This is a genomic window from Thalassospira profundimaris (assembly GCF_003326675.1).
Taxonomy (GTDB): Bacteria; Pseudomonadota; Alphaproteobacteria; order Rhodospirillales; family Thalassospiraceae; genus Thalassospira; species Thalassospira aquimaris.
On record NZ_JPWF01000006.1, the window covers coordinates 300152 to 319407 of the forward strand.

The 19256-nt window shown below is 54.2% G+C and carries 18 protein-coding genes; 12 read left to right on the forward strand and 6 right to left on the reverse strand.

The window, feature by feature from the left end:
• Positions 1 to 7 precede the first annotated feature (7 nt).
• Genes TH19_RS11260 through TH19_RS11270 form a run of 3 tightly spaced genes read left to right on the forward strand, consistent with a single transcriptional unit; the run spans position 8 to position 2759 of the window.
• Positions 8 to 820, forward strand: coding sequence for an ABC transporter permease (locus tag TH19_RS11260; RefSeq protein WP_114102442.1), 813 nt, complete (start codon positions 8 to 10; stop codon positions 818 to 820).
• Positions 820 to 1560 (forward strand): ABC transporter ATP-binding protein, encoded by a 741-nt coding sequence (locus TH19_RS11265; RefSeq protein WP_114102443.1) that lies wholly within the window; start codon positions 820 to 822, stop codon positions 1558 to 1560. Before TH19_RS11260 ends, TH19_RS11265 begins: the two co-directional genes overlap by 1 nt.
• Positions 1560 to 2759 (forward strand): NnrS family protein, encoded by a 1200-nt coding sequence (locus TH19_RS11270; RefSeq protein ID WP_114102444.1) that lies wholly within the window; start codon positions 1560 to 1562, stop codon positions 2757 to 2759. Before TH19_RS11265 ends, TH19_RS11270 begins: the two co-directional genes overlap by 1 nt.
• A 106-nt stretch (positions 2760 to 2865) precedes the next feature.
• Here TH19_RS11270 and TH19_RS11275 read toward each other — a convergent pair whose 3' ends face one another.
• Entirely contained in the window at positions 2866 to 6579 is a 3714-nt protein-coding gene (locus TH19_RS11275; protein ID WP_114102445.1) for a vitamin B12-dependent ribonucleotide reductase, read from the reverse strand.
• 949 nt (positions 6580 to 7528) lie between these two features.
• Here TH19_RS11275 and TH19_RS11280 point away from each other — a divergent pair.
• From TH19_RS11280 to TH19_RS11310, 7 genes are all read left to right on the forward strand, one after another.
• Complete coding sequence (locus TH19_RS11280; RefSeq protein WP_114102446.1) at positions 7529 to 7891, forward strand: NADH:ubiquinone oxidoreductase subunit NDUFA12; 363 nt, start codon at positions 7529 to 7531, stop codon at positions 7889 to 7891.
• A 128-nt stretch (positions 7892 to 8019) separates the two neighbouring features.
• On the forward strand, positions 8020 to 8472 hold the full coding sequence (mlaD, locus tag TH19_RS11285) for an outer membrane lipid asymmetry maintenance protein MlaD (protein WP_114102447.1): 453 nt from the start codon (positions 8020 to 8022) through the stop codon (positions 8470 to 8472).
• Between the two features lie 149 nt (positions 8473 to 8621).
• A complete protein-coding gene (locus TH19_RS11290) occupies positions 8622 to 8864 on the forward strand; it encodes a hypothetical protein (RefSeq protein WP_114102494.1) in 243 nt (80 codons plus the stop codon).
• A gap of 8 nt (positions 8865 to 8872) precedes the next feature.
• On the forward strand, positions 8873 to 9319 hold the full coding sequence (locus TH19_RS11295; RefSeq protein ID WP_114102448.1) for a DUF2155 domain-containing protein: 447 nt from the start codon (positions 8873 to 8875) through the stop codon (positions 9317 to 9319).
• A gap of 330 nt (positions 9320 to 9649) precedes the next feature.
• Complete coding sequence (locus TH19_RS11300) at positions 9650 to 10243, forward strand: YceI family protein (RefSeq protein WP_114102449.1); 594 nt, start codon at positions 9650 to 9652, stop codon at positions 10241 to 10243.
• Between the two features lie 89 nt (positions 10244 to 10332).
• The gene (locus tag TH19_RS11305; protein ID WP_114102450.1) at positions 10333 to 10926 is read left to right on the forward strand and encodes a cytochrome b; all 594 of its coding nucleotides are present in this window, start codon (positions 10333 to 10335) and stop codon (positions 10924 to 10926) included.
• Positions 10926 to 11510: a YceI family protein gene (locus TH19_RS11310; protein ID WP_258547920.1), complete on the forward strand. Its 585-nt coding sequence runs from the start codon at positions 10926 to 10928 to the stop codon at positions 11508 to 11510. Before TH19_RS11305 ends, TH19_RS11310 begins: the two co-directional genes overlap by 1 nt.
• Positions 11511 to 11614: 104 nt before the next feature.
• Here the strand turns inward: TH19_RS11310 and TH19_RS11315 are convergent, their stop codons facing one another.
• From TH19_RS11315 to TH19_RS11325, 4 genes are all read right to left on the reverse strand, one after another.
• Positions 11615 to 12349, reverse strand: a complete 735-nt coding sequence (locus TH19_RS11315; RefSeq protein WP_114102451.1) for a glycoside hydrolase family 25 protein — start codon at positions 12347 to 12349, stop codon at positions 11615 to 11617.
• A 243-nt stretch (positions 12350 to 12592) separates the two neighbouring features.
• Entirely contained in the window at positions 12593 to 12760 is a 168-nt protein-coding gene (locus TH19_RS22755) for a hypothetical protein (RefSeq protein ID WP_181846392.1), read from the reverse strand.
• Positions 12761 to 13035: 275 nt separating this feature from the next.
• Positions 13036 to 14736: a methyl-accepting chemotaxis protein gene (locus TH19_RS11320; RefSeq protein ID WP_114102452.1), complete on the reverse strand. Its 1701-nt coding sequence runs from the start codon at positions 14734 to 14736 to the stop codon at positions 13036 to 13038.
• A 320-nt stretch (positions 14737 to 15056) separates the two neighbouring features.
• A complete protein-coding gene (locus tag TH19_RS11325) occupies positions 15057 to 15755 on the reverse strand; it encodes an alpha/beta hydrolase (protein WP_114102453.1) in 699 nt (232 codons plus the stop codon).
• A gap of 552 nt (positions 15756 to 16307) precedes the next feature.
• Here TH19_RS11325 and TH19_RS11330 point away from each other — a divergent pair.
• Positions 16308 to 17645 carry an MATE family efflux transporter gene (locus tag TH19_RS11330; protein WP_114102454.1) on the forward strand — a complete coding sequence of 446 codons (1338 nt, stop codon included), beginning with the start codon at positions 16308 to 16310 and terminating at the stop codon, positions 17643 to 17645.
• 174 nt (positions 17646 to 17819) lie between these two features.
• On the opposite strand, the gene TH19_RS11335 is transcribed toward TH19_RS11330, so the two are convergent.
• Positions 17820 to 18299 (reverse strand): Lrp/AsnC family transcriptional regulator, encoded by a 480-nt coding sequence (locus TH19_RS11335; protein WP_114102455.1) that lies wholly within the window; start codon positions 18297 to 18299, stop codon positions 17820 to 17822.
• Positions 18300 to 18757: 458 nt separating this feature from the next.
• Between TH19_RS11335 and TH19_RS11340 the strand changes: the two genes are divergently transcribed.
• Positions 18758 to 19255, forward strand: coding sequence for a GNAT family N-acetyltransferase (locus tag TH19_RS11340; protein WP_114102456.1), 498 nt, complete (start codon positions 18758 to 18760; stop codon positions 19253 to 19255).
• The last annotated feature ends 1 nt before the right edge of the window (position 19256 follow it).

Below are 19256 nucleotides of genomic sequence, written 5' to 3' on the forward strand. Positions count from 1 at the left end.
AGGCGTGATGGGCGTTGTAAAAGACATTGCTGTTTATTTCTGGAGTGTCTGGGGGGCGCTGGTTGGTCTTTTCCTGTTTGTTGCGCTTTGGGAAGCCGGGCATGCTGTGTATGGCGATTTTATCCTGCCAGCCCCGGCTGATGCTCTGGCGCGGTTTGGGGATTTTGTGCACGACGGATCGGCGGTATCGGCGGCATCCGATACGGCCATTCGCGCAATTGGCGGATTTGCGGTTTCCGGGCTGATTGGCAGTCTGGTCGGGGTCATGGCCGGGTTGTCGATAACAGCCGCCCGGGCAGTGCGCCCGGTGGTGACGGTATTGCTTGGTATTCCGCCAATTGCATGGATTGTGCTGGCGTTGCTGTGGTTCGGGCCGACCGGCATGACACCGATGTTTACGGTTATTGTCACCAGCATTCCGATTACCTTTGCCGGGGCGGTGGAGGGCACACGTACCCTAGACCGCGACCTTGAGGATATGGCGCGTATTTTTCGTGCTACCCGGTTACGCATTTTTGTTGATGTGCATCTTCCTCATATCCTGTCCTATCTGTTTCCTGCCTGGATTACGGCACTTGGCATGGCTTGGAAGGTTGCGGTGATGGCCGAACTTCTGGCGACCTCGGACGGGATTGGCGCCAGAATGGCAACCGCGCGGGTCAATCTTGACATGGCTGCGACGATGGCGTGGATTGTTGCGACTGTCGGATTGTTGCTGATGGTCGAATATCTTGTCCTGGAGCCACTTAAACGGCGTACGGAAACATGGCGTCAGCGTCCTGCCGGACACGGGAATTCCAGTCAGATGCGGAGGATGTGATGCTGGCGTGGAAATCCGTTTCGATCAGTCGAATGGGGCAGGAAATATTTTCTGATATCTCGCTGGAGATCGGGCAGGGCAAGATTGTTTCTCTGGTTGGGCCGTCGGGCTGTGGCAAGACGACATTGTTGATGATTGCGGCGGGATTGATGGATGCGGATAGCGGCAGTCTTGAATGTGGCTTTCGTAATCCGGGAATGGTGTTTCAGGAACCGCGTTTGTTGCCGTGGAAGCGTGCGGGGGACAACATGGCATTTGGTCTTGTTGCCCGGGGGCAGAAAAGCATCGATTTTCGCTGCCGGATTGAGGCATTGGCCGCCACGCTTGGCCTTGATCGGCGTGATCTGGACAAGTATCCACATGAACTGAGTGGCGGGATGCGTCAGCGTGTTGCCCTTGGTCGCGCCCTGGTGATTGAGCCGGATTTGCTGTTGCTTGACGAGCCGTTCAGCGCGCTTGATATCGGCTTGCGCCAGGAATTGCAGGATTTACTGGTGCGCCAGATTTCAGAGCGTGGATTGACGGCGGTGTTTATTACCCATGATTTGGTCGAAGCAGCCCGGATCAGTGACGTCATTGTTGTTATGGACCGGCATCCGCGCGGGATTGTTTATCAACACGCGATGCCCGGTATACCTGGTTGCCGTCCAGAACGAGACATTTTTAGCGCGGTTGGTGATTTGCTGGCTGTGCCGGTGGTGGCGCGGGCATTCCGGGCACAGGATATAGAGAAACTTTGATGGATCGCTTTTATCAGCATCCCGTTTGGGCTTATGCATTCAGGCCCTTCTTTCTTCTGGCAGCAGGTTACGCCATTGCGATCATTCCGGTCTGGGTCTTTGTTTTGTTTAGTGGTGCGGATCCGTTGCCCTTGACGTCACCGGGGCTTTGGCATGGGCATGAATTGATTTACGGTTTTATGGTGGCAGCCCTTGCCGGATTTATCCTGACAGCATTGCCAAGCTGGACGTCATCGGCGCCGCTTTGCGGACGGGGACTGGTTTGGCTTGTTGCGTTGTGGCTGGCCGGGCGTGGTGTGATGATGTTTGCCGCCATACTGCCAATTACCTTGGTGGCACTTGTTAATCTTGCGTTTTTACCGGTGCTTTTGTGGCTTGTGGCGCGGGCGATGATTGCTGCACGGATTTACCGCCATGCCGGATTTGTTTGGGTTATTGCGGGATTGTTTCTGGCGCAGGTTCTGTTTTTTGCCGGTGTTTCTTTCGAGGGGGAGTTTCATGGTGGTGCCGCATGGGACGGAATTGGCCTGAGATCAGCTGTTTTGTTGATGGTGGTGTTGATTGTGTTGTCAACGACGCGCATTGCGATGGTTGTGGTTAATTTCGCCTTGGAAGAAGACGGATGTGATCCGATCTTTCGCCCGACACCGCCGCGCCGGAATTTGGCAAACTTTGTGGTGTTGCTTTATCTGTTGGTTGATGGAGTTTCCCCCGGCCACGCGGTTGGGGGATGGATCGCCCTTGCCGCCGCAGCAGCCCAGCTCGACGTCATGAGCGATTTTCACATCGGGCGCGTTTTGCGCCGTCCCTATGTTTTGGGGCTTTATCTGGGACATGGCTGGATTGCGGCTGGTTTTGCCGGGATCGGGATATCGTCAATTTGGGGAATAGGTCTTGGGAGCGATTTTCTGCATGGATTGGGGATTGGTGCCGCGGGAATCGCGATCCTGACCGTTATGGGAATTGCCGGTCTGCGCCATAGCGGACGTGCATTGCAGTTTTCGACAGGACTTTATGGCGCGCTTATCCTGATCAATCTTTCGGCGGTGCTGCGGGTAGGGGGAAGCTATGTCGACGTGATCCCCTATGACGTAATGATCGGTACGGCATCGGTTTTGTGGGTTCTGAGTTTTGTTCTTTATCTTGTGGTGTTTGTGCCGAAGCTTTTGTCTGTGCGTGCGGATGGCAAACCGGGATAAGCGCAGTAGCCAAAGCGTGATGCAATGATAGCCTGAAAACAAAAACGGCCGGGGAAATCCCCGGCCGTTTTGCTGATCAGATCAGAAGTCGTTCGGGCCGTAACCCTTAGGAGCAACCGGTGGTCGCGCCGCAAGAGTCGCATTTCAGGCAGGTGCCGTTACGCACCAGGGTGAAGTTGCCGCAATCCGGGCAACCGTCGCCTTCGTAACCCTTCATGCGGGCTTCGCGAATTTTGTCCATCTTGTCATCGGTTTTGGCGATGACTTCTTCGCTGGTGGTCAGGATCGCATTGTTCTGCGGTGCTGACGGGGCAGCGGTGGTTGCGGCACTTGCGGTGGTTTCATGGCTGTGATTGTGGCCATGACCGTCGGTGCCGGTGGACTTGACTTCGATAACGCGTTCTTCGGTCTGTGCGCCGCCGTCAACAACATAGAGGTTGCGACGTACGAAGCCCGAAGAGGCAACCTTGCGGATGGTTTCGATCGCCTGATCGCCGGATTTCTTGGCTGCTTCGCCAAGGTCACCTTCGGCGACACCTTCGCCAACCGCATCCGGAAGGATGTCGGACGGCTGAACGTGGGCAAGATCGTTACGACCAAGGTAAGAGATCGCCAGTTCGCGGAACATGTAATCAAGAATGGAGGTTGCCATCTTGATCGCATCGTTGCCCGAAACCATACCCGACGGTTCAAAGCGGGTGAAGGTGAAGGCTTCGACATATTCTTCCAGCGGAACGCCATATTGCAGGCCGATGGAAACCGCGATTGCGAAGTTGTTCATCAGCGAGCGGAAAGCAGCGCCTTCCTTGTGCATGTCGATGAAGATTTCGCCAAGCTTGCCGTCTTCATATTCACCGGTGCGCAGGTAAACCTTGTGACCGCCAACGGTGGCCTTCTGGGTGTAGCCTTTGCGGCGACCCGGAAGCGAGCGACGATCACCACGGATGACGCGTTCGATGATTTTTTCGACGATCTGCTCGGATGCGGCGGCTGCCTTGGCGGCGGACGGCTGATCCGAGTAATCCTCTTCCTCGACGAGGGCAGAGTTCAGCGGCTGGCTGAGTTTCGAGCCATCACGATACAGGGCGTTTGCCTTCAGACCCAGACGCCAGGACAGCATATAGGCGTCCTTGCAATCCTGAATGTTGGCGCTGCTCGGCATGTTGATGGTTTTCGAAATCGCACCCGAGATGAACGGCTGAGCCGCGGCCATCATGCGGATGTGGCTTTCAGCCGACAGGTAACGTTTGCCGATACGGCCACACGGGTTTGCACAATCAAAGACCGACAGGTCTTCGTCACGCAGGTGCGGGGCCTGTTCGAGGGTCATCGAACCACAAACATAGGTGTTGGCAGCTTCGATCTGTTTCTTGTCAAACCCGAGGGCGGCAAGCATGTCAAAGTCCATCGAATTGATGGCTTTGGCATCCAGGCCAAGGGTGTTGATGCAGAAATCATCGCCAAAGGTGTATTTGTTGAAGACGAATTTGATGTCGAATGCGTTTTTAAGGGCGCCTTCGACCTTGGCAATTGCGTCGTCATCGAAACCTTTGGCGCGCAGATCGTCATGGGAGACGGCCGGCGAACCAACCAGCGTACCGTGACCAACCGCGTATTTTTCAATGTCGCGGATCTGGTTTTCGGTATAGCCGAGCGTTGCAAGCGCAACCGGAACGGTGCGGTTGATGATTTTGAAGTAACCGCCGCCAGCAAGCTTTTTGAACTTCACGAGTGCGAAGTCAGGCTCGATGCCGGTGGTGTCGCAATCCATGACCAGACCGATGGTGCCGGTCGGCGCAATAACGGTGGTCTGGGCGTTGCGGTAACCGTGTTTTTCACCCAGTTCCAGTGCCTTGTCCCAAGCAGCGCGGGCAGCAACCGGAAGATCGGCATAGGGGCTGTCGGCAGCAACCAGCGGAACCGGATTGATCGACAGGCCTTCGTAGCCTTCCTGTTCGCCATAAGCCGCGCGGCGATGGTTACGCATGACGCGCAGCATTTCAGAGGCGTTATCGCCATAGCCCGGGAACGGACCCTGTTCGCCAGCCATTTCGGCCGAGGTCGCATAGGAAATACCGCACATGATCGCGGTCAGGGACGCGCCAATCGCACGGCCTTCGTCGCTGTCATAGGAGATACCCATGCTCATCAGCAGGCCGCCAATGTTGGCATAGCCAAGGCCGAGCGTACGGTAACGATAGGAAAGTTCCGCAATACGATCCGACGGGAACTGTGCCATCAGAACCGAGATTTCAAGAACCACAGTCCACAGACGAACGGCATGTTCATAGGCTGCGATGTCCACACCGCCATCATCAGAACGGAAGTTCATCAGGTTAAGCGATGCAAGGTTACATGCGGTGTCATCAAGGAACATATATTCCGAGCACGGGTTGGACGCATTGATGCGACCCGAATTCGGGCAGGTGTGCCATTCGTTAATCGTGGTGTCGTACTGGATGCCCGGATCAGCACAAGCCCAAGCAGCTTCGCCAACCTTGTCCCAAAGATCACGTGCATTGACGGTTTTGGAGACTTTGCCGTCGGTGCGTCGGGTCAGGTTCCAGTCGGAATTATCCAGAACAGCCTGAAGGAAGTCGTTCGACACACGAACAGAGTTGTTCGAGTTCTGGCCGGAAACGGTCAGATATGCTTCGGAATCCCAGTCAGTGTCATAGGTTTTGAAGCTGATCTCGGTGAAGCCCTGACGAGCGAATTCGATGATCTTGTTGATATAGGAATCCGGGATCATGACAGCGCGGGCAGCCAGCACAGCTTCTTTGAGCTGCGGGTTGTTGCGCGGAATGAAGCGGTATTCCGAATCAGCGGCACCGTCCCAGTTGGTGCAGGCCGCAAGAACAGCGGTCAGGTGCTTTTCAGCCAGTTTGGAACCGGCGACGAGGGCAGCAACTTTCTGCTCTTCGACGACTTTCCAATCAATATATTCTTCGATGTCCGGGTGATCAATATCGACCACAACCATTTTGGCTGCGCGGCGGGTGGTGCCACCCGATTTGATCGCGCCAGCAGCACGGTCACCGATTTTCAGGAAGCTCATCAGGCCCGAAGAACGACCGCCACCCGACAGGGTCTCGCCGCCGCCACGAACGTTGGAGAAGTTCGAACCGGTACCGGAGCCGAATTTGAACAGGCGGGCTTCACGGGTCCAGAGATCCATGATGCCGCCTTCATTGACCAGATCGTCGGCAACAGACTGAATGAAGCAGGCATGCGGCTGCGGATGTTCATACGCGCTTGCCGATTTGGTCAGTTCGCCTGTTTTGAAATCAACATAGGAGTGACCCTGTGCCGGGCCATCAATGCCATAGGCCCAATGCAGACCGGTGTTGAACCACTGCGGAGAGTTCGGTGCACCCATCTGGTGGGAGAGCTGATAGCGCATTTCATCAAAGAAAGCCTGCGCATCGGATTCGGCATCAAAATAGCCGCCTTTCCAGCCCCAGTAGGTCCAGGTGCCAGCAAGACGATCAAAGACCTGGGTTGCGCTGGTTTCGCTGGTATAGCGTTTTTCAGCCGGCATTTTGTCAAGCTTGGCGGTGTCGGCAGTCTGACGCCACAGCCAGGACGGGACGTCCTTTTCCTTGACCGGTTTGAGCGCGACCGGAACGCCCGCCTTGCGGAAATATTTCTGAGCCAGAACGTCACTCGCCACCTGTGAGAAGGAAGCGGGCATGTCAATGTCATTCATCGCAAAAACGACGGAACCATCCGGGTTTTTGATGACGGAAGATGACTTACGAAATTCGATGTCGGCATATGGGCTGACACCGTCCTGAGTGAACTTTCTGGTAATCCGCATGGTCTGCTCCGGTTTTGATCAGCCGTAAGGAGGCGCTATCTGGTAATGCGCCAACATCGCCTGATTTTATATAGTTTGCTCATTGCTATTGCGCTGCCCCAATTACCGATATTTTCCGGCGTTTCTGGTGCGTCGCAGATGTCTGTATTCGGTGGTGTGGTCCCCCCTTGGAACCATCCGGTCCGTGGGGGAATATATAATGGCAAAAATTCGCCACAGTCCACTAATCTTTGTGGTTGACAGCAATTTTTACCACAACATGTAGTGGGTTGGTTGCTGTCTTGCTGATTCGATGCTGAGGGGATTCTCGTTAACAATCTCTGAATCAGGGCGGGAAGCCCGGAAAACTGCGGTTTCAAATCCCGCAAGATTGTGTGCCGGTCACAAGACTCGGACTAGATGTTGTGTCGGCACGAGTGATCCGCCACAACGTAGAGACAAGCTAACGCCGTTTGCCGCCGATTTCCAGTCCGAACCTGAAAATGTGGCTGTTCATACGTATAGTTAACATGCGAACCGGCGATAACAGTTTGATATTTATATTAAAGTCTCGATTTATGCGCAGGCATGAAACGACGCGGATCAAGAAGGGCGACATACCATATATATGGGCACGATTGTGGATAACCGGGTGGACAGATGCCCCAGATATATGCGGATCAATGAGTCGTCGCACTACAAGCAGTTGTGGGTTGTTTTGAACCGGTAAATATCAGTGTTTCCGCACCCCGGTTCCGGTTTGGGTTGAGCTTGCCGATGCCCATAGACGGGGCAGGGACCAAATATGGTGATATCGTCGTTGGCAATGTCCTTGAAACATTGACTTTCAAACAACATCGCGACATATAAGTCTCTTGTTCGACAGGGGACACACCGCATGTGCCCTGTTCCGCCTGAAACATTCCTTGTGATGCCGGGCGGACAAACCAGATCTGGAGAGAGACCCAACATGGCCACCGTCGGCACCCGTATCTTTACTGCGCTGTTTGGCAAGCGCGTTGGCGAAGACCGTTTCGGCAATGTCTATTACACCGAAAAGACTCCGGCCAAGGGCCGCCGCACCAAGCGCTGGGTGGTTTACAAAGGTGTTGTTGAAGGGTCGAAAGTTCCGGCTGAATGGCATGCTTGGCTGCATTACACCGTTGATGCGCCGCTGTCTGAAAAGGCCGAGGATCGTTACGACTGGCAGAAAGAGCATCTGCCGAACCTGACCGGGACCAAACATGCATACCGCCCGCAGGGCCACGAATATAATGGTGGCAAGCGCGCGAAAGCGACCGGTGACTATCAGGCATGGTCGCCGGAAGGCTGATCGGCCAAAAGAACTGAAAAATACGGCGGGCGCGGGGTAACTCGCGCCCGTTTTTGTTTTGGGCGGTTGTGTTTTGACGCTGTGCAATACAATATGCCCGTCAAAGAGATACAGATCGGATAAGGTCCATGAGCAACAGACTGATCGAAACCCTTGCCGGTGCTGCGGTAATTGCCGTCGCGGTTGGATTTGCAGCCTATTCATATAGCCGTGCCGGTATCAATACGGTTGACGGATATGAAATTAAAGCCAGCTTTAACCGTATTGACGGTCTGGCTGTTGGCAATGATGTCCGTATTTCCGGTGTGAAAGTCGGTAGCGTCACCGCACAGGAACTTGATCCGAATACCTATATGGCCGTTGTCAAAATGTCGCTGCGATCCGATCTGGCCCTGCCGATGGACAGTTCGGCCAAGATTGCGTCTGACGGTTTGCTGGGCGGCAAGTTTGTTGCGTTGGAGCCGGGTGGCGATATCGATATGATCGAAGCTGGCGGCGAGATCGAATACACCCAGGGATCGGTGAATCTTGAAGACCTGATCGGTCAGGTGATCTATTCGAGCACCAATAGCAAAGAATAGAAAAGTTTCGTAGAATATGGACCTGTCCCCTGTCGCAAGGCATTTGAAACAGGGTAAGCAGCAAGCGTCATGATTTTGCCGGTTTTACCGGTAAAGGTGCACAGCAGGGCAATCAGAAAGATTGCCGCGCAGAAATGTCGGAGCGGTTGATGAAAAAAACCGAACAGATGGACCATTTTCCAACCTGGCAGGCGACCGATGGCTCGCCGCTTTCCTGCGTGGAAAAGATCAAGGTTTTGAACGACAATTTCGGCGAGTTGCGCGACATCATGCAGGATGCGCTTGAAGATGCGCTTTTGATGGGCTGTGACGAAGAACAGTTCCGCAAGGTGATGCGCGATCTGGTCGCCGAGCTGCACAATCCGTATGACACCAGCGATACACAGGACTGAATAACAAGATGAAACGATCCTTTGCGATTGCCGCGATCTGTTCGACATGTGCAATGATCGGTACGGCCTATGCCGCCCTTGATTATCGTCCGGCACCGGTAGCCCAGCTTCAGGGGCTTGATAAAATCACGGCACGCATTTCGACGTTCGAGGTGCCGGTCGGGCAGGTGGCAAGTTTCGGCACATTGTCGATCCGTGTTGATGCCTGCTATAACACGCCGCCGGAAGAGCGCCCGGAAAGTGCCAGTTTCCTTGAAATTGCCGATGTTCGTGATGACGGACAATCGACCCGTGAACAGCTGTTTTCCGGCTGGATGTTTGCATCGAGCCCCGGCCTGTCGGCACTTGAACATCCGGTTTATGACGTCTGGCTTAAGGAATGTTTGAACCCCGCCGATCAGAGCGATGCGGTCCCAGAAGCCCCGCAGGGCAAACCGGCCCCGGAAGATCCGTGATATTGTCGCCGAAACGGGCATCATGATCGTTTTCGGTTTGGGCCAAGTCGCGTTCAAAGCATGAAATAACAGATACCGACCGGGGCAGGTGCAGATCGCAACTGCCCCGGTTTTCTGTATGTTTTCGGCGATTATGCAGGCCGGGACCCTATATTCAATTGTTTGGAACTAGGCGTAAATAGGGCAAAGTTGCCAATTATTGTTTCCGCATGGGAAAATATATGTTGCCGCAGCACTGGCTTGAGAGCCGCGCGCGCGACTGGCATCCTCGGTTCACAAATTTTGCGACGCAGCATGGCTGCATGTACGTCGAACATGAGGGATTAGACAATGTTTAAAGTGATGAAAAAAGCCGGTTTGGCATTTGTTGTTGCAGCGGGTATTTCCGGTGCTGCTTTTTCGGCGCAGGCAGCCGAGAGCTACAAACTTGATCCGGCGCATACCAGCGTGATCTTTATCGTAAACCACCTTGGTTTCTCGAACTATCAGGGCCGTTTTGGCGGTGTTTCGGGCGAGTTGACCCTTGATCGTGAAAATCCGGCTGCATCGGCAGCGGTGATTTCGATTGATCTCAACCAGGTTGACAGCGGTCTTGAAGCGCTTGATAACCACATGAAAACCGCAGACTTCCTGAATGTCGAAAAATTCCCGACCGCGACCTTCAAAAGCACCTCGGTTGAGCTGGTTGGTGACAAAGCTGCGAAAATCACCGGCGATCTGACCCTTCTGGGTGAAACCAAGCCGCTGGTTCTGGAAGTTGTCCTGACCGGCGAAGGTGATCATCCGATGACCGGCGACCATGTTCTGGGCTTTGGTGCAACCGGCACCGTAACCCGTTCGGAATATGGCATGAACTTCTTGGTTCCGGGTGTGAGCGACGAAGTCGAATTGCAGATTTCTTCGGAATTCCTCAAGCAGAAGTAAGCTTGTAAATTCCTGAATGTGGCGGGTTGTGCCGGGCTGAAAAGCGGCAAACCCGCCATTTTCGTCTTTTGCGTGGAAGGGATTGGGTTATGGCGTTGCGCAGTAACAAGACCGGGTTCGGCAGCATTACCAAAAGCCTGCACTGGGTGATGGCGGCACTGTTTATCAGTGTGTTTGCCATGGGATGGTATATGGATTTCCTGCCGCTTGGCATGGCGAAACTTGAATGGATGTCCCGTCACAAATCGTTCGGTGTGACGATCCTGACGCTGGCGGTTTTGCGCATTGTGTGGCGGCTGAGTGAACCGACCCCGGATGCACTTGGCAAACATGCGATTGAACGGCTTGCGGCAAAGGTTGGTCATCTTGGGCTTTATGCCGTGATGTTGGCGATGCCTTTGACCGGTTGGATGATGTCATCGGCGGCAAACTTCCCGGTCAGTGTTTTTGGCCTGTTTACCCTGCCAAATCTGGTGGCACCGGATCAGGGTTTGTTCGAGGCTTTCAAAACCGCGCATTTTCTTTTGTCATGGGTGATTGTCGCCCTTGTGCTTGGCCATGTGGCCGCCGCCCTTAAACATCATTTCATTGATCGCGATGCGACGTTGCGCCGTATGTTGCCGGTATCTGGCAACAATGACGCGGATATTGACGCAACCGGTACGGCCAAGGAGAGTTCCTGATGGATATGAATTTCAAATCGAGTTTGATGCGTCCGCTTGCGGTTGGCGTTGTGGCTGCACTGATGGCTTTTGGCACATCGGCACAGGCCGCGGATCTGTGGAACGTGAATGCCGATGACAGTACGATTGCCTTTACCGGCAAGCAGTTGGGGGCAGATTTCAACGGGGCGTTCGAATCGTTTAACGCCACCATTGCCTTTTCACCAGATGACCTTGCCGCATCGTCGGTCGAGGTGCTGATTGATATTGCATCGGTCAATACCCAGAACGGTGATCGCGACAGCCAGATTGTTTCGGCAGACTGGTTCAATGCCGGTGAATGGCCGACCGCGAAATTCGCCACCAAATCATTTAGCGAAGTCGCACCGGGTTCCTATCAGGCGGTTGCCGATCTGACGATCCGCGATGTTACCAAGGAAGTAACCTTGCCGTTCGATCTTGTGATCAATGGCAATGAGGCCGAGGCCAAGGGTTCGGTCACCATCAAGCGCACCGACTTTGGCGTCGGGCAGGGCCAGTGGGCCGATGTCAGCCAGGTTGGTGACGATGTGACGATCAATATCACCATCAAGGCATCGAAATAACACCGGTCAAGGGTGTTGGACGCCAAATGATATAAGGTGATGTAAAGCTGTGCAGGGGGCGGAAAGGAAACTTTCCGCCCTTTGTCTTTGCGCGGGAACCGGATTTATCGGGCAGGAATTAGGATTTCGCCCAGCCGTTTGGAATCGCCATTGAAATAGGTGCCATCGACACTGGTCGGGACACCCGGCACTGTGAGTTCTTCGGTATATTGCCAGAAGCTCCATTGTGCCCATTCGACCGGAATGGTCGGTTGATCGACGCCATATTCGGCAATCCACAGGCGGTTGCCCGGGAAATGTTCCTTCATGGCATGTTCCCAGAATTTGCGGCCGGTATAGATGATCGGGCGGCGGTGATAATGCTGTTCGAGTTTGGACAGGAAGGTTTCAAACTCTTGATGTAACTGGCCTTTGACCGGGGCCTTGATCCGTTCGATATCGACCACAGGTGGCAAGTCACCCGGTTCAAGTTTGACATTCTTGATGAACCAGTCGGCCTGGGCGGCACCATCATCATTGGTTTCATAGAAATGATAGGCGCCGCGCAACAGCCCGGCTTTTCGGGCAGCAGCGAAATGTTCGACAAAGGTTGGGTCAAGATAATCCAGCCCGTCGGTTGCCTTGACGAAGGTAAAGGCGATGCCGCTATTCTGGACCTGTTGCCAGTTGATATCGCCGTTATGGTGCGATGTATCGATGCCATTCAAGGTCAGCTTGCCTGCGCCATCATCGGCCATTGCAACATCTGTTGCCATTGTGACCCCAAAGCAGCCAAGGGCAAGGCACAGGAAAACGGTGCTTCGTTGCAGACGGGATATCGAACGCGAAACAGACATCATTTCAAATCACCAGACAATGAACGGGCAGGGCGGGATCGAGACATCTGGGCGCTAGGCCATACCAGCACCCCAAGCGGGCACTATGTCACATCACCATGTTTTCTGATTTGAAGTGTAAATCCGGCGTTGCCGTGATGCCAGAGCCATATGCGCGGGATTGGGCGTTGGCGTAGGCATTTGCCCGAAACGACAAAAGGCAGCCCCGAAGGACTGCCTTTTGCACAAGACGGATTACGTCGAAGATCAGGCGGCACTTTTGCGCAGATCGTGCAGGAAGTTATCAGGCACGTCGCTGAGCGAACGGGCTTCCTGCACCAGCGTATCGGCGGACTGGGCCAACTGGCTGGTGCCGGACGATAGCTGAACCGCGTTTTTGGTGGTCTTCTGCCAATTTGTCTTTGCGGTCTTCAAGCAAGGTTTACCGAAGGTTCATCAGTTCGAGCACACGTGTGTCCGTATGTCTTCGATTGATCGATCCCCAAGACAAAATCAATATATTGTTAGGTGCTTATTGGTGGTTTTGCCGGCATTTAACTTGTTGAATAAGCTGACATGGCAGCCATTTTGTGCGCCGAAACAGCGACCTGAAACGTCCATGAAAAATCCCCCGACACGCGAAGTCTCGGGGGATTGTTTGTTTCGAGGGCCGGACGTGCAAATTTCCCGGCCAAATCGATTGAATGCGATTACTTCAGGGCACTTTGGCGAAGGTCATTGAGGAAGTTTTCAACGGCTTCGTCCAATGAGCGGGCTTCGTCGACCAGCTTTTCCGCAGAGTGGGCAAGCTGGCTTGTGCCCGATGAGACGCGCCCGGCGTTCTCGTTTACGGTTTCAATACGCTGCGACACTTCGGCGGTGCCGTCAGCGGCCTGTTGAACGTTGCGCGAAATTTCACCGATTGCGGCATGCTGTTCCTCGACCGCCGCGGCAATGGCGGTTGAGCTGTCGGCAACGCGGGCGATGGTTTCGGAAATCAGGCGAATGGCATCGACGGCTTCGCCGGTTTCATTCTGGACCGACAGGATTTGCTGATTGATTTCCTCGGTCGCCTTGGCGGTCTGGTTGGCAAGGTTTTTGACCTCGCTTGCGACCACGGCGAAACCTTTGCCCGCGTCACCGGCACGGGCGGCTTCGATGGTTGCGTTCAGGGCCAGCAAGTTGGTCTGTTCGGCGATATCACCGATCAGTTTGGCAACATCGCCGATTTTCTGTGCCGCATCAGCAAGGCCTGTGACGGTTTGGTTGGTACGGGCAGCCTGTTCGTTGGCCTGATTGGCGATGTCGGCCGACTGGGCGATCTGATGGGCGATTTCGTCAGAAGAAGCCGTCAGTTCCTCGGTCGCGGCAGAAACGGTTTGCACGTTGGTGGATGTCTGGGTGGTTGCAGAGGCCACAGCGGCGGAAAGCTGGCTGTTGGTGTTGCTGGCATCCTGCATGGTCGAGGTGGCCTGTTTCATCTCGGTGATGGAACCCGAAATCGCATTGATCAGGTTTTTCACACGCTTTTCCAGGCTGTCGGCCATATCGGTGATGTCCTGACGGCGCTGTTTGTCAGCCTGTGCTTCGAGCTGTTTTTGCCGGTCTTGCAATTCGCGGTTTTCGACGGCCTGTTGGCGGAAGGAAACAACGGTACGTGCCATATCGCCGACCTCGTCGCCACGGTCCTGACCTTCGATCTCGCCGGTAAGATCACCTTTGGAGATTTTGGTCATGCGTGAGGAGAGTTCGCTTAGACCGACCGTAATATTGCGTCCGATTGCCACGGAAATCACGATCATCAGCACAAGAGTTGCTGCAATCAGTACGAGGACAAGGACAGCCTGTTCCCAAAATGCGGCATCGACATCGTCAATGTAAATGCCCGTACCCATCACATGGCCCCACGGCAAGGAGAAGGCGTATGACAGCTTCTCGAACAATTGTTCTTTGGGCTGGTTGGGTTTTGGCCACCAGTAAGAGAAGAACGCACCACCGGGTGTTTTGCCCGCTTTGATGATGTCCTGAACGATATAGGCGCCAGTAGGGTCCTGAAGCTGAAGCAGATCTTTGCCAACCAGTGCGGGATTGGCGGCATGCATCTGTCCGATACCTTTGTCATTGTAGGCAAAGAAATAACCGGTACCGTCATCAAACTTGGTTGTTGCCGAGACACGGTAAAATTCAGCGATAGCTTCTTCCTGAGTCATCTCGCCACTGGTGACGCGGGCTTGATAGGCGTTGGCCGCAGTCACGAGCATTGATGATGTCGCGCGGACTTTGTCTTTGCGGTCTTCAAGCAGCGCATCGCGCAGCGTGAAGAGTTCAAAAACTGATATCGCCAGCAAAGCAATTAAAGATAGCAGCGTCAGGCTGGCTACCTTTTTACCGATCCGGATATTTTGAAGCATGGTCTGTTCCCTATTTTTGCCTGTTTTCGCTCAAGCTTGGCCGGAAGCTATACCGATGTTTTGTTGTTATTCTTATTGGATAGTGCGAATACTCAAAAAGTATAGGCTTTGGGGCGAAAATCCGCATCACTTATTTTGGGGCGCCTGTTGCTCTATGGTTTTGATCCTAAAGGTATTTAACCCTCAGATTTGCGTCGGCCTGCATGTTCGAGGAGTGTTTCAGTCGCGTTACAGCTGATATGTTGGCGTTGATTCCAATAAAAAAAGCACCTGCCAGCAATGACAGGTGCTTTTTACGTCCTGTTAGGACGCAGTAAGGTTTATCCTAGGTGTTTGCGCAGGAATTCAAGCGCCAGCCCCAGGCCTTCTTCGTCGATACCATGTTGCAGGCCCGGGCGTTCATGCAGGGCGACTTCGATATTGTTGGCTGCAAGGGTGTCCCTGGCGATGCGGGATGCCTCGATCGGGACAACCGGATCGGCGGTGCCATGCACCAGAAGAACGGGCGGGCGGGACTGCAATTCCGCACCAAAGGCCGCATCACCCAAAAGCGCGCCCGAGAAACCGACAACGCCGGCAATCTGGTCGGCGCGGCGCGGTGCGGTCTGAAGCGACATCATCGTACCCTGCGAGAAACCGACCAGTGCGATCTTGTCGGCACCCAGTCCATGGGTTTCCATCAGGTGGTCAATGAAGCTGTCGACATAGGATGCGCTTTTATTGGCACCTTCGGCCATTGCGGCAAGGGCACCGGACATGGTTTCAGGCGCACGGCGCAGGAATTCCGGATCATATTCGGCCAGGCTGAACCATTGACGGCCAAATGGCGACATTTCACAGGGAAACGGTGCATTCGGGGAATAGAAGCTGGTGTCGGGCAGGGCGCGGGCCAGATGCGGGGCCAGCCCGATCAGGTCATTGCCATCCGCGCCATAGCCATGCAGCAGGATGACAACGCTTTTTGTGGTGCCCGATGAAGCCACAAGGGTCGGGCCGGACAATAAATTATCGATGCTCATAATGACTTTCCTGAAAAATCCTTTCCCCCTGATTAGCAACGCAGCGATCCGGCGACCAGCAAATTTTGTTACATGAACAGTTGGTCAGTTTCTTGCGGTGGCACCGAGAGGGGGGATTTTACATCCGTCCTGTGGATAACTTTGTGGATGGAACCGGAGGTATAGATAAAATTCTGAAATCCAAGACTGTTTCTATCATCTCATTGTCTAAGCTGTTATCCGTTGGTATCGGTTTTCGCAAAGCGTCCTTTCGGAGCGCCATGGAACTGTGAATTTAAATTTTTCTTATAAAAACAGCCATTTGTAGCGACGTCCGGTCACTTGCGAAATTTTGTTTTTCCGAAAATTCGCTCTGTCGGCGGATAAATGAAAAACATCATATTCAAAATGATAGGGGCAAGTTCCGGAGAAATTCAACGATGTGGATTTTTTGAGTGCGGTTGCATCAATAACCCGTCTTTTGTCTTGGTGTGATCTGTGCGACAAGAAATCTTCCGGTGATCCGGAAGTCCCGCATAACGCCCCGCACCAAGCCCAAGTTAGAGGCCGTAAATGAACCGTACCCGCCGCTGGTTCGGCAAGGGGGATCGACGTGTATTGGCGTTGACCCTGCCGATTATTTTGTCCAATGCGACTGTGCCGTTGCTCGGCGCGGTGGACACGGCTGTGGTCGGGCATCTTGATAGTCCGCATTATATCGGGGCGGTGGCGGTTGGCGCGCTGATCTTTTCCTATGTGTTCTGGAGTTTCGGCTTTTTGCGCATGGCCACCACCGGCCTTGCGGCACAGGCCTATGGACGGCGTGATCCCAACGGGGTTCGGGCGGTGTTTGCACGTGCGGCCCTGATTGCGGTGACGGCGGGGCTTGCGGTGATGGTGTTGCAATGGCCGATCATTGAGCTTGCCATGGCGCTGATTTCGCCGTCATCGGCGGTCGAAGCTGCTGCGCGGGACTATTTCCATGTCCGTATCTGGGCTTCGCCGGCGACATTGATGCAATATTGCATGCTGGGCTGGTTGCTTGCGATGCGCGACAGCCGGGCGGTGTTCATTTTCCAGGTGGTGCTGAATTCGCTGAACATCATTCTTGATATCCTGTTCGTGCAAGGGTTCGGCTGGGACGTCAAGGGCGTGGCCGGGGCGACGGTGATTGCCGATTATTCCGGCGTGGTTCTGGGCTGGTTCTTGATGCAGCCGCATCTGAAACGTTTGGGCGGGACCTGGCGCGGGATCGGGGTGCTTGACCGGGCGCAGCTTGCCAAGCTGATGAAGATCAATGGCGATATCTTTGTGCGCACCATGGCGCTGACATCGGCCTTTGCGCTGTTTACCAGTTTTTCGGCCCGGTTTGGCGAGGTGACGCTTGCGGCCAATGCGGTTTTGCAAAACTTCCTGATGTTCGGATCCTTTGCGCTTGATGGTTTTGCCCATGCCGCCGAAACCCTTGTCGGGCAGGCCTATGGCGCTGAAAAACGCAAACAGTTCCTGTGGGCGGTGCGCAAGACAACCATCTGGGGTCTTGTTTCGGCCGTGGTGATGGTGGTGATCTTTGCCGCCATCGGGCCGTGGGTCATTGATGCCCTGACCAGCATCCCCGAGGTGCGCGAAGCATCTTATGAATATCTGTTATGGGCGGTTTTGTTGCCGCTTACCGGTGTATTGGGTTTCCAGTTTGACGGTGTGTTTCTGGGCGCGATGCAGACCAAGCATTGGCGCAATATGATGCTGGTGTCGGTCGGGATTTATGCGCTGATGGCGTGGGGGGCGGTTGTGATGGACAGCAATCATTTGCTGTGGGGCGCGTTTAACGCCTTCTTCCTGCTGCGTGGTGTGACGCTTGCCATCCTGTTTCCGACGATCATTCCGGACCGACGCGTGTCAATGGCGTGATTTTGCGGGGGATAGTTCCGCAGCCGTGATAGCTTGACAGCGCGTGCTGTTGTATTGCCGGGGAATTGAACTGGGCATGATGCTGCGAACCGGGGCCGGGTAACAGGTCGCGGATTTCGAGCAGATTTTGGCAGTGATGGATTGTTGGCGTGCCTGTGACGGCGGTCGGCCGGATCAGTCGGTCTCGGAAACCGGCAGCGTGGTGCTGTTTTTGACTTCGTGCAGGGTGAAGCTTGATTTCATATTGGCAACGCCGGGAAGCTTCATCATCACTTCGGACAGGAAACGCTGATAGGATGCGGGATCGGGAACGACAATACGCATCATATAATCCTGGTTGCCGACCATGGCATAGCAATCAACGATTTCCGGATGGGCCTGAACCGCGGTTTCAAAGCGGCGCAGCGACGGTTCGTCATGCTGGGTCAGGGAGACCGTGACAAAGACATTCACGCCAAGATGCAGATGTGCCGGATCAAGCAGGGCAACATATTTGCGGATGACGCCGCTTTCTTCGAGCTTGCGCAGACGCCGCAGGCAGGGTGATACAGACAGGCCAACCTTGTCAGCCAATTCGACCATCGAAATACGCCCGTCTTCCTGAATTTCACGAAGAATTTTGCGATCAATTGCGTCGAATCCGTTGCGCGCCATGGCGTGCCACACTCCTTTGGGTCATAGATAGCCAGATTGCTTTCGTTCCGGAAAGGATCGAAATGCCGTTGGCGGATTTTGCCAAATTTCGGACAATCTGTAAGTATTTTCTGCTGCGCGATAAGCCATGACTTCGGTGTTCTGTCAATCTTTGCTTGGTTGAAGGCCGCATTTTTTACGGGCTTTGACTGTATATGATTGATGTCAAACAGCTATCGCTGGGCGGGCCTTTGGTCTTGCAAGAACAGATGAATGCAAGTATGTCCTTCAGCGGCTTGAAATGCTTGGCTTAGTGCAGCATTGGCCCTCGCACCTGCAGCGGAACTTATCATTGCCGCGTGCCACCTGTGCAGTGTAGTATAATCGTACCAATTTACTTATTTTGATTGTGGTTATTCTCCTGATCAGAAGCCGGGAGAGGTTGGCAGGGCCAACCGCGTTACTGAAAGGCACATAAGGTGGACGCTGCGCAAAATGCACCGGGATATAACCTGGTTACGATTGGCGAGCATAAAATCAATATCCGTCCAGCGGTTCTGGAAGACCTTCCCAATGTTGTCGGTCTGGATGATCGAACCACCGGTTTGCGTAAACCGGAATATTGGGACGATCTGTTTACCCGTTACGGCAATCGCAAGGATTCCCGGTTTTTCCTGGTTGCGGAAGAAGGCGACAAGCTGCTTGGCTGTATTTTCGGCGAAGTACGGTCGTGGGAGTTCAATTCCGTGCCGTGTGGCTGGGTCGGGACTGTCAGTGTCGAGCCGGACCTGCGCATGGGCGGGATCGGGACCATTCTTTACACTGAAATCTGTCGCTGTTTCCGCAAGGCCGGTGTGACCAAGATCCGCACCATGATCCCGCGCGATGCAACCGATCTGATGTCGTTCTTCCGTTCACAGGGCATGATGGCCGGACCGTTCATCCAGCTTGAAACCGATATGGAAGAGGGGATCTAAG

Coding starts and splice junctions, on each gene's coding strand:
- TH19_RS11310 (WP_258547920.1), top strand. CDS start 10,926: ATGGATATGAATTTCAAATCGAGTTTGATGCGTCCGCTTGCGGTTGGC.
- TH19_RS11280 (WP_114102446.1), top strand. CDS start 7,529: ATGGCCACCGTCGGCACCCGTATCTTTACTGCGCTGTTTGGCAAGCGC.
- TH19_RS11290 (WP_114102494.1), top strand. CDS start 8,622: ATGAAAAAAACCGAACAGATGGACCATTTTCCAACCTGGCAGGCGACC.
- TH19_RS11265 (WP_114102443.1), top strand. CDS start 820: ATGCTGGCGTGGAAATCCGTTTCGATCAGTCGAATGGGGCAGGAAATA.
- TH19_RS11330 (WP_114102454.1), top strand. CDS start 16,308: ATGAACCGTACCCGCCGCTGGTTCGGCAAGGGGGATCGACGTGTATTG.
- TH19_RS11320 (WP_114102452.1), bottom strand. CDS start 14,736: ATGCTTCAAAATATCCGGATCGGTAAAAAGGTAGCCAGCCTGACGCTG.
- TH19_RS11260 (WP_114102442.1), top strand. CDS start 8: ATGGGCGTTGTAAAAGACATTGCTGTTTATTTCTGGAGTGTCTGGGGG.
- TH19_RS11295 (WP_114102448.1), top strand. CDS start 8,873: ATGAAACGATCCTTTGCGATTGCCGCGATCTGTTCGACATGTGCAATG.
- TH19_RS11305 (WP_114102450.1), top strand. CDS start 10,333: ATGGCGTTGCGCAGTAACAAGACCGGGTTCGGCAGCATTACCAAAAGC.
- mlaD (WP_114102447.1), top strand. CDS start 8,020: ATGAGCAACAGACTGATCGAAACCCTTGCCGGTGCTGCGGTAATTGCC.
- TH19_RS11300 (WP_114102449.1), top strand. CDS start 9,650: ATGTTTAAAGTGATGAAAAAAGCCGGTTTGGCATTTGTTGTTGCAGCG.
- TH19_RS11335 (WP_114102455.1), bottom strand. CDS start 18,299: ATGGCGCGCAACGGATTCGACGCAATTGATCGCAAAATTCTTCGTGAA.
- TH19_RS11315 (WP_114102451.1), bottom strand. CDS start 12,349: ATGATGTCTGTTTCGCGTTCGATATCCCGTCTGCAACGAAGCACCGTT.
- TH19_RS11270 (WP_114102444.1), top strand. CDS start 1,560: ATGGATCGCTTTTATCAGCATCCCGTTTGGGCTTATGCATTCAGGCCC.
- TH19_RS11275 (WP_114102445.1), bottom strand. CDS start 6,579: ATGCGGATTACCAGAAAGTTCACTCAGGACGGTGTCAGCCCATATGCC.
- TH19_RS11325 (WP_114102453.1), bottom strand. CDS start 15,755: ATGAGCATCGATAATTTATTGTCCGGCCCGACCCTTGTGGCTTCATCG.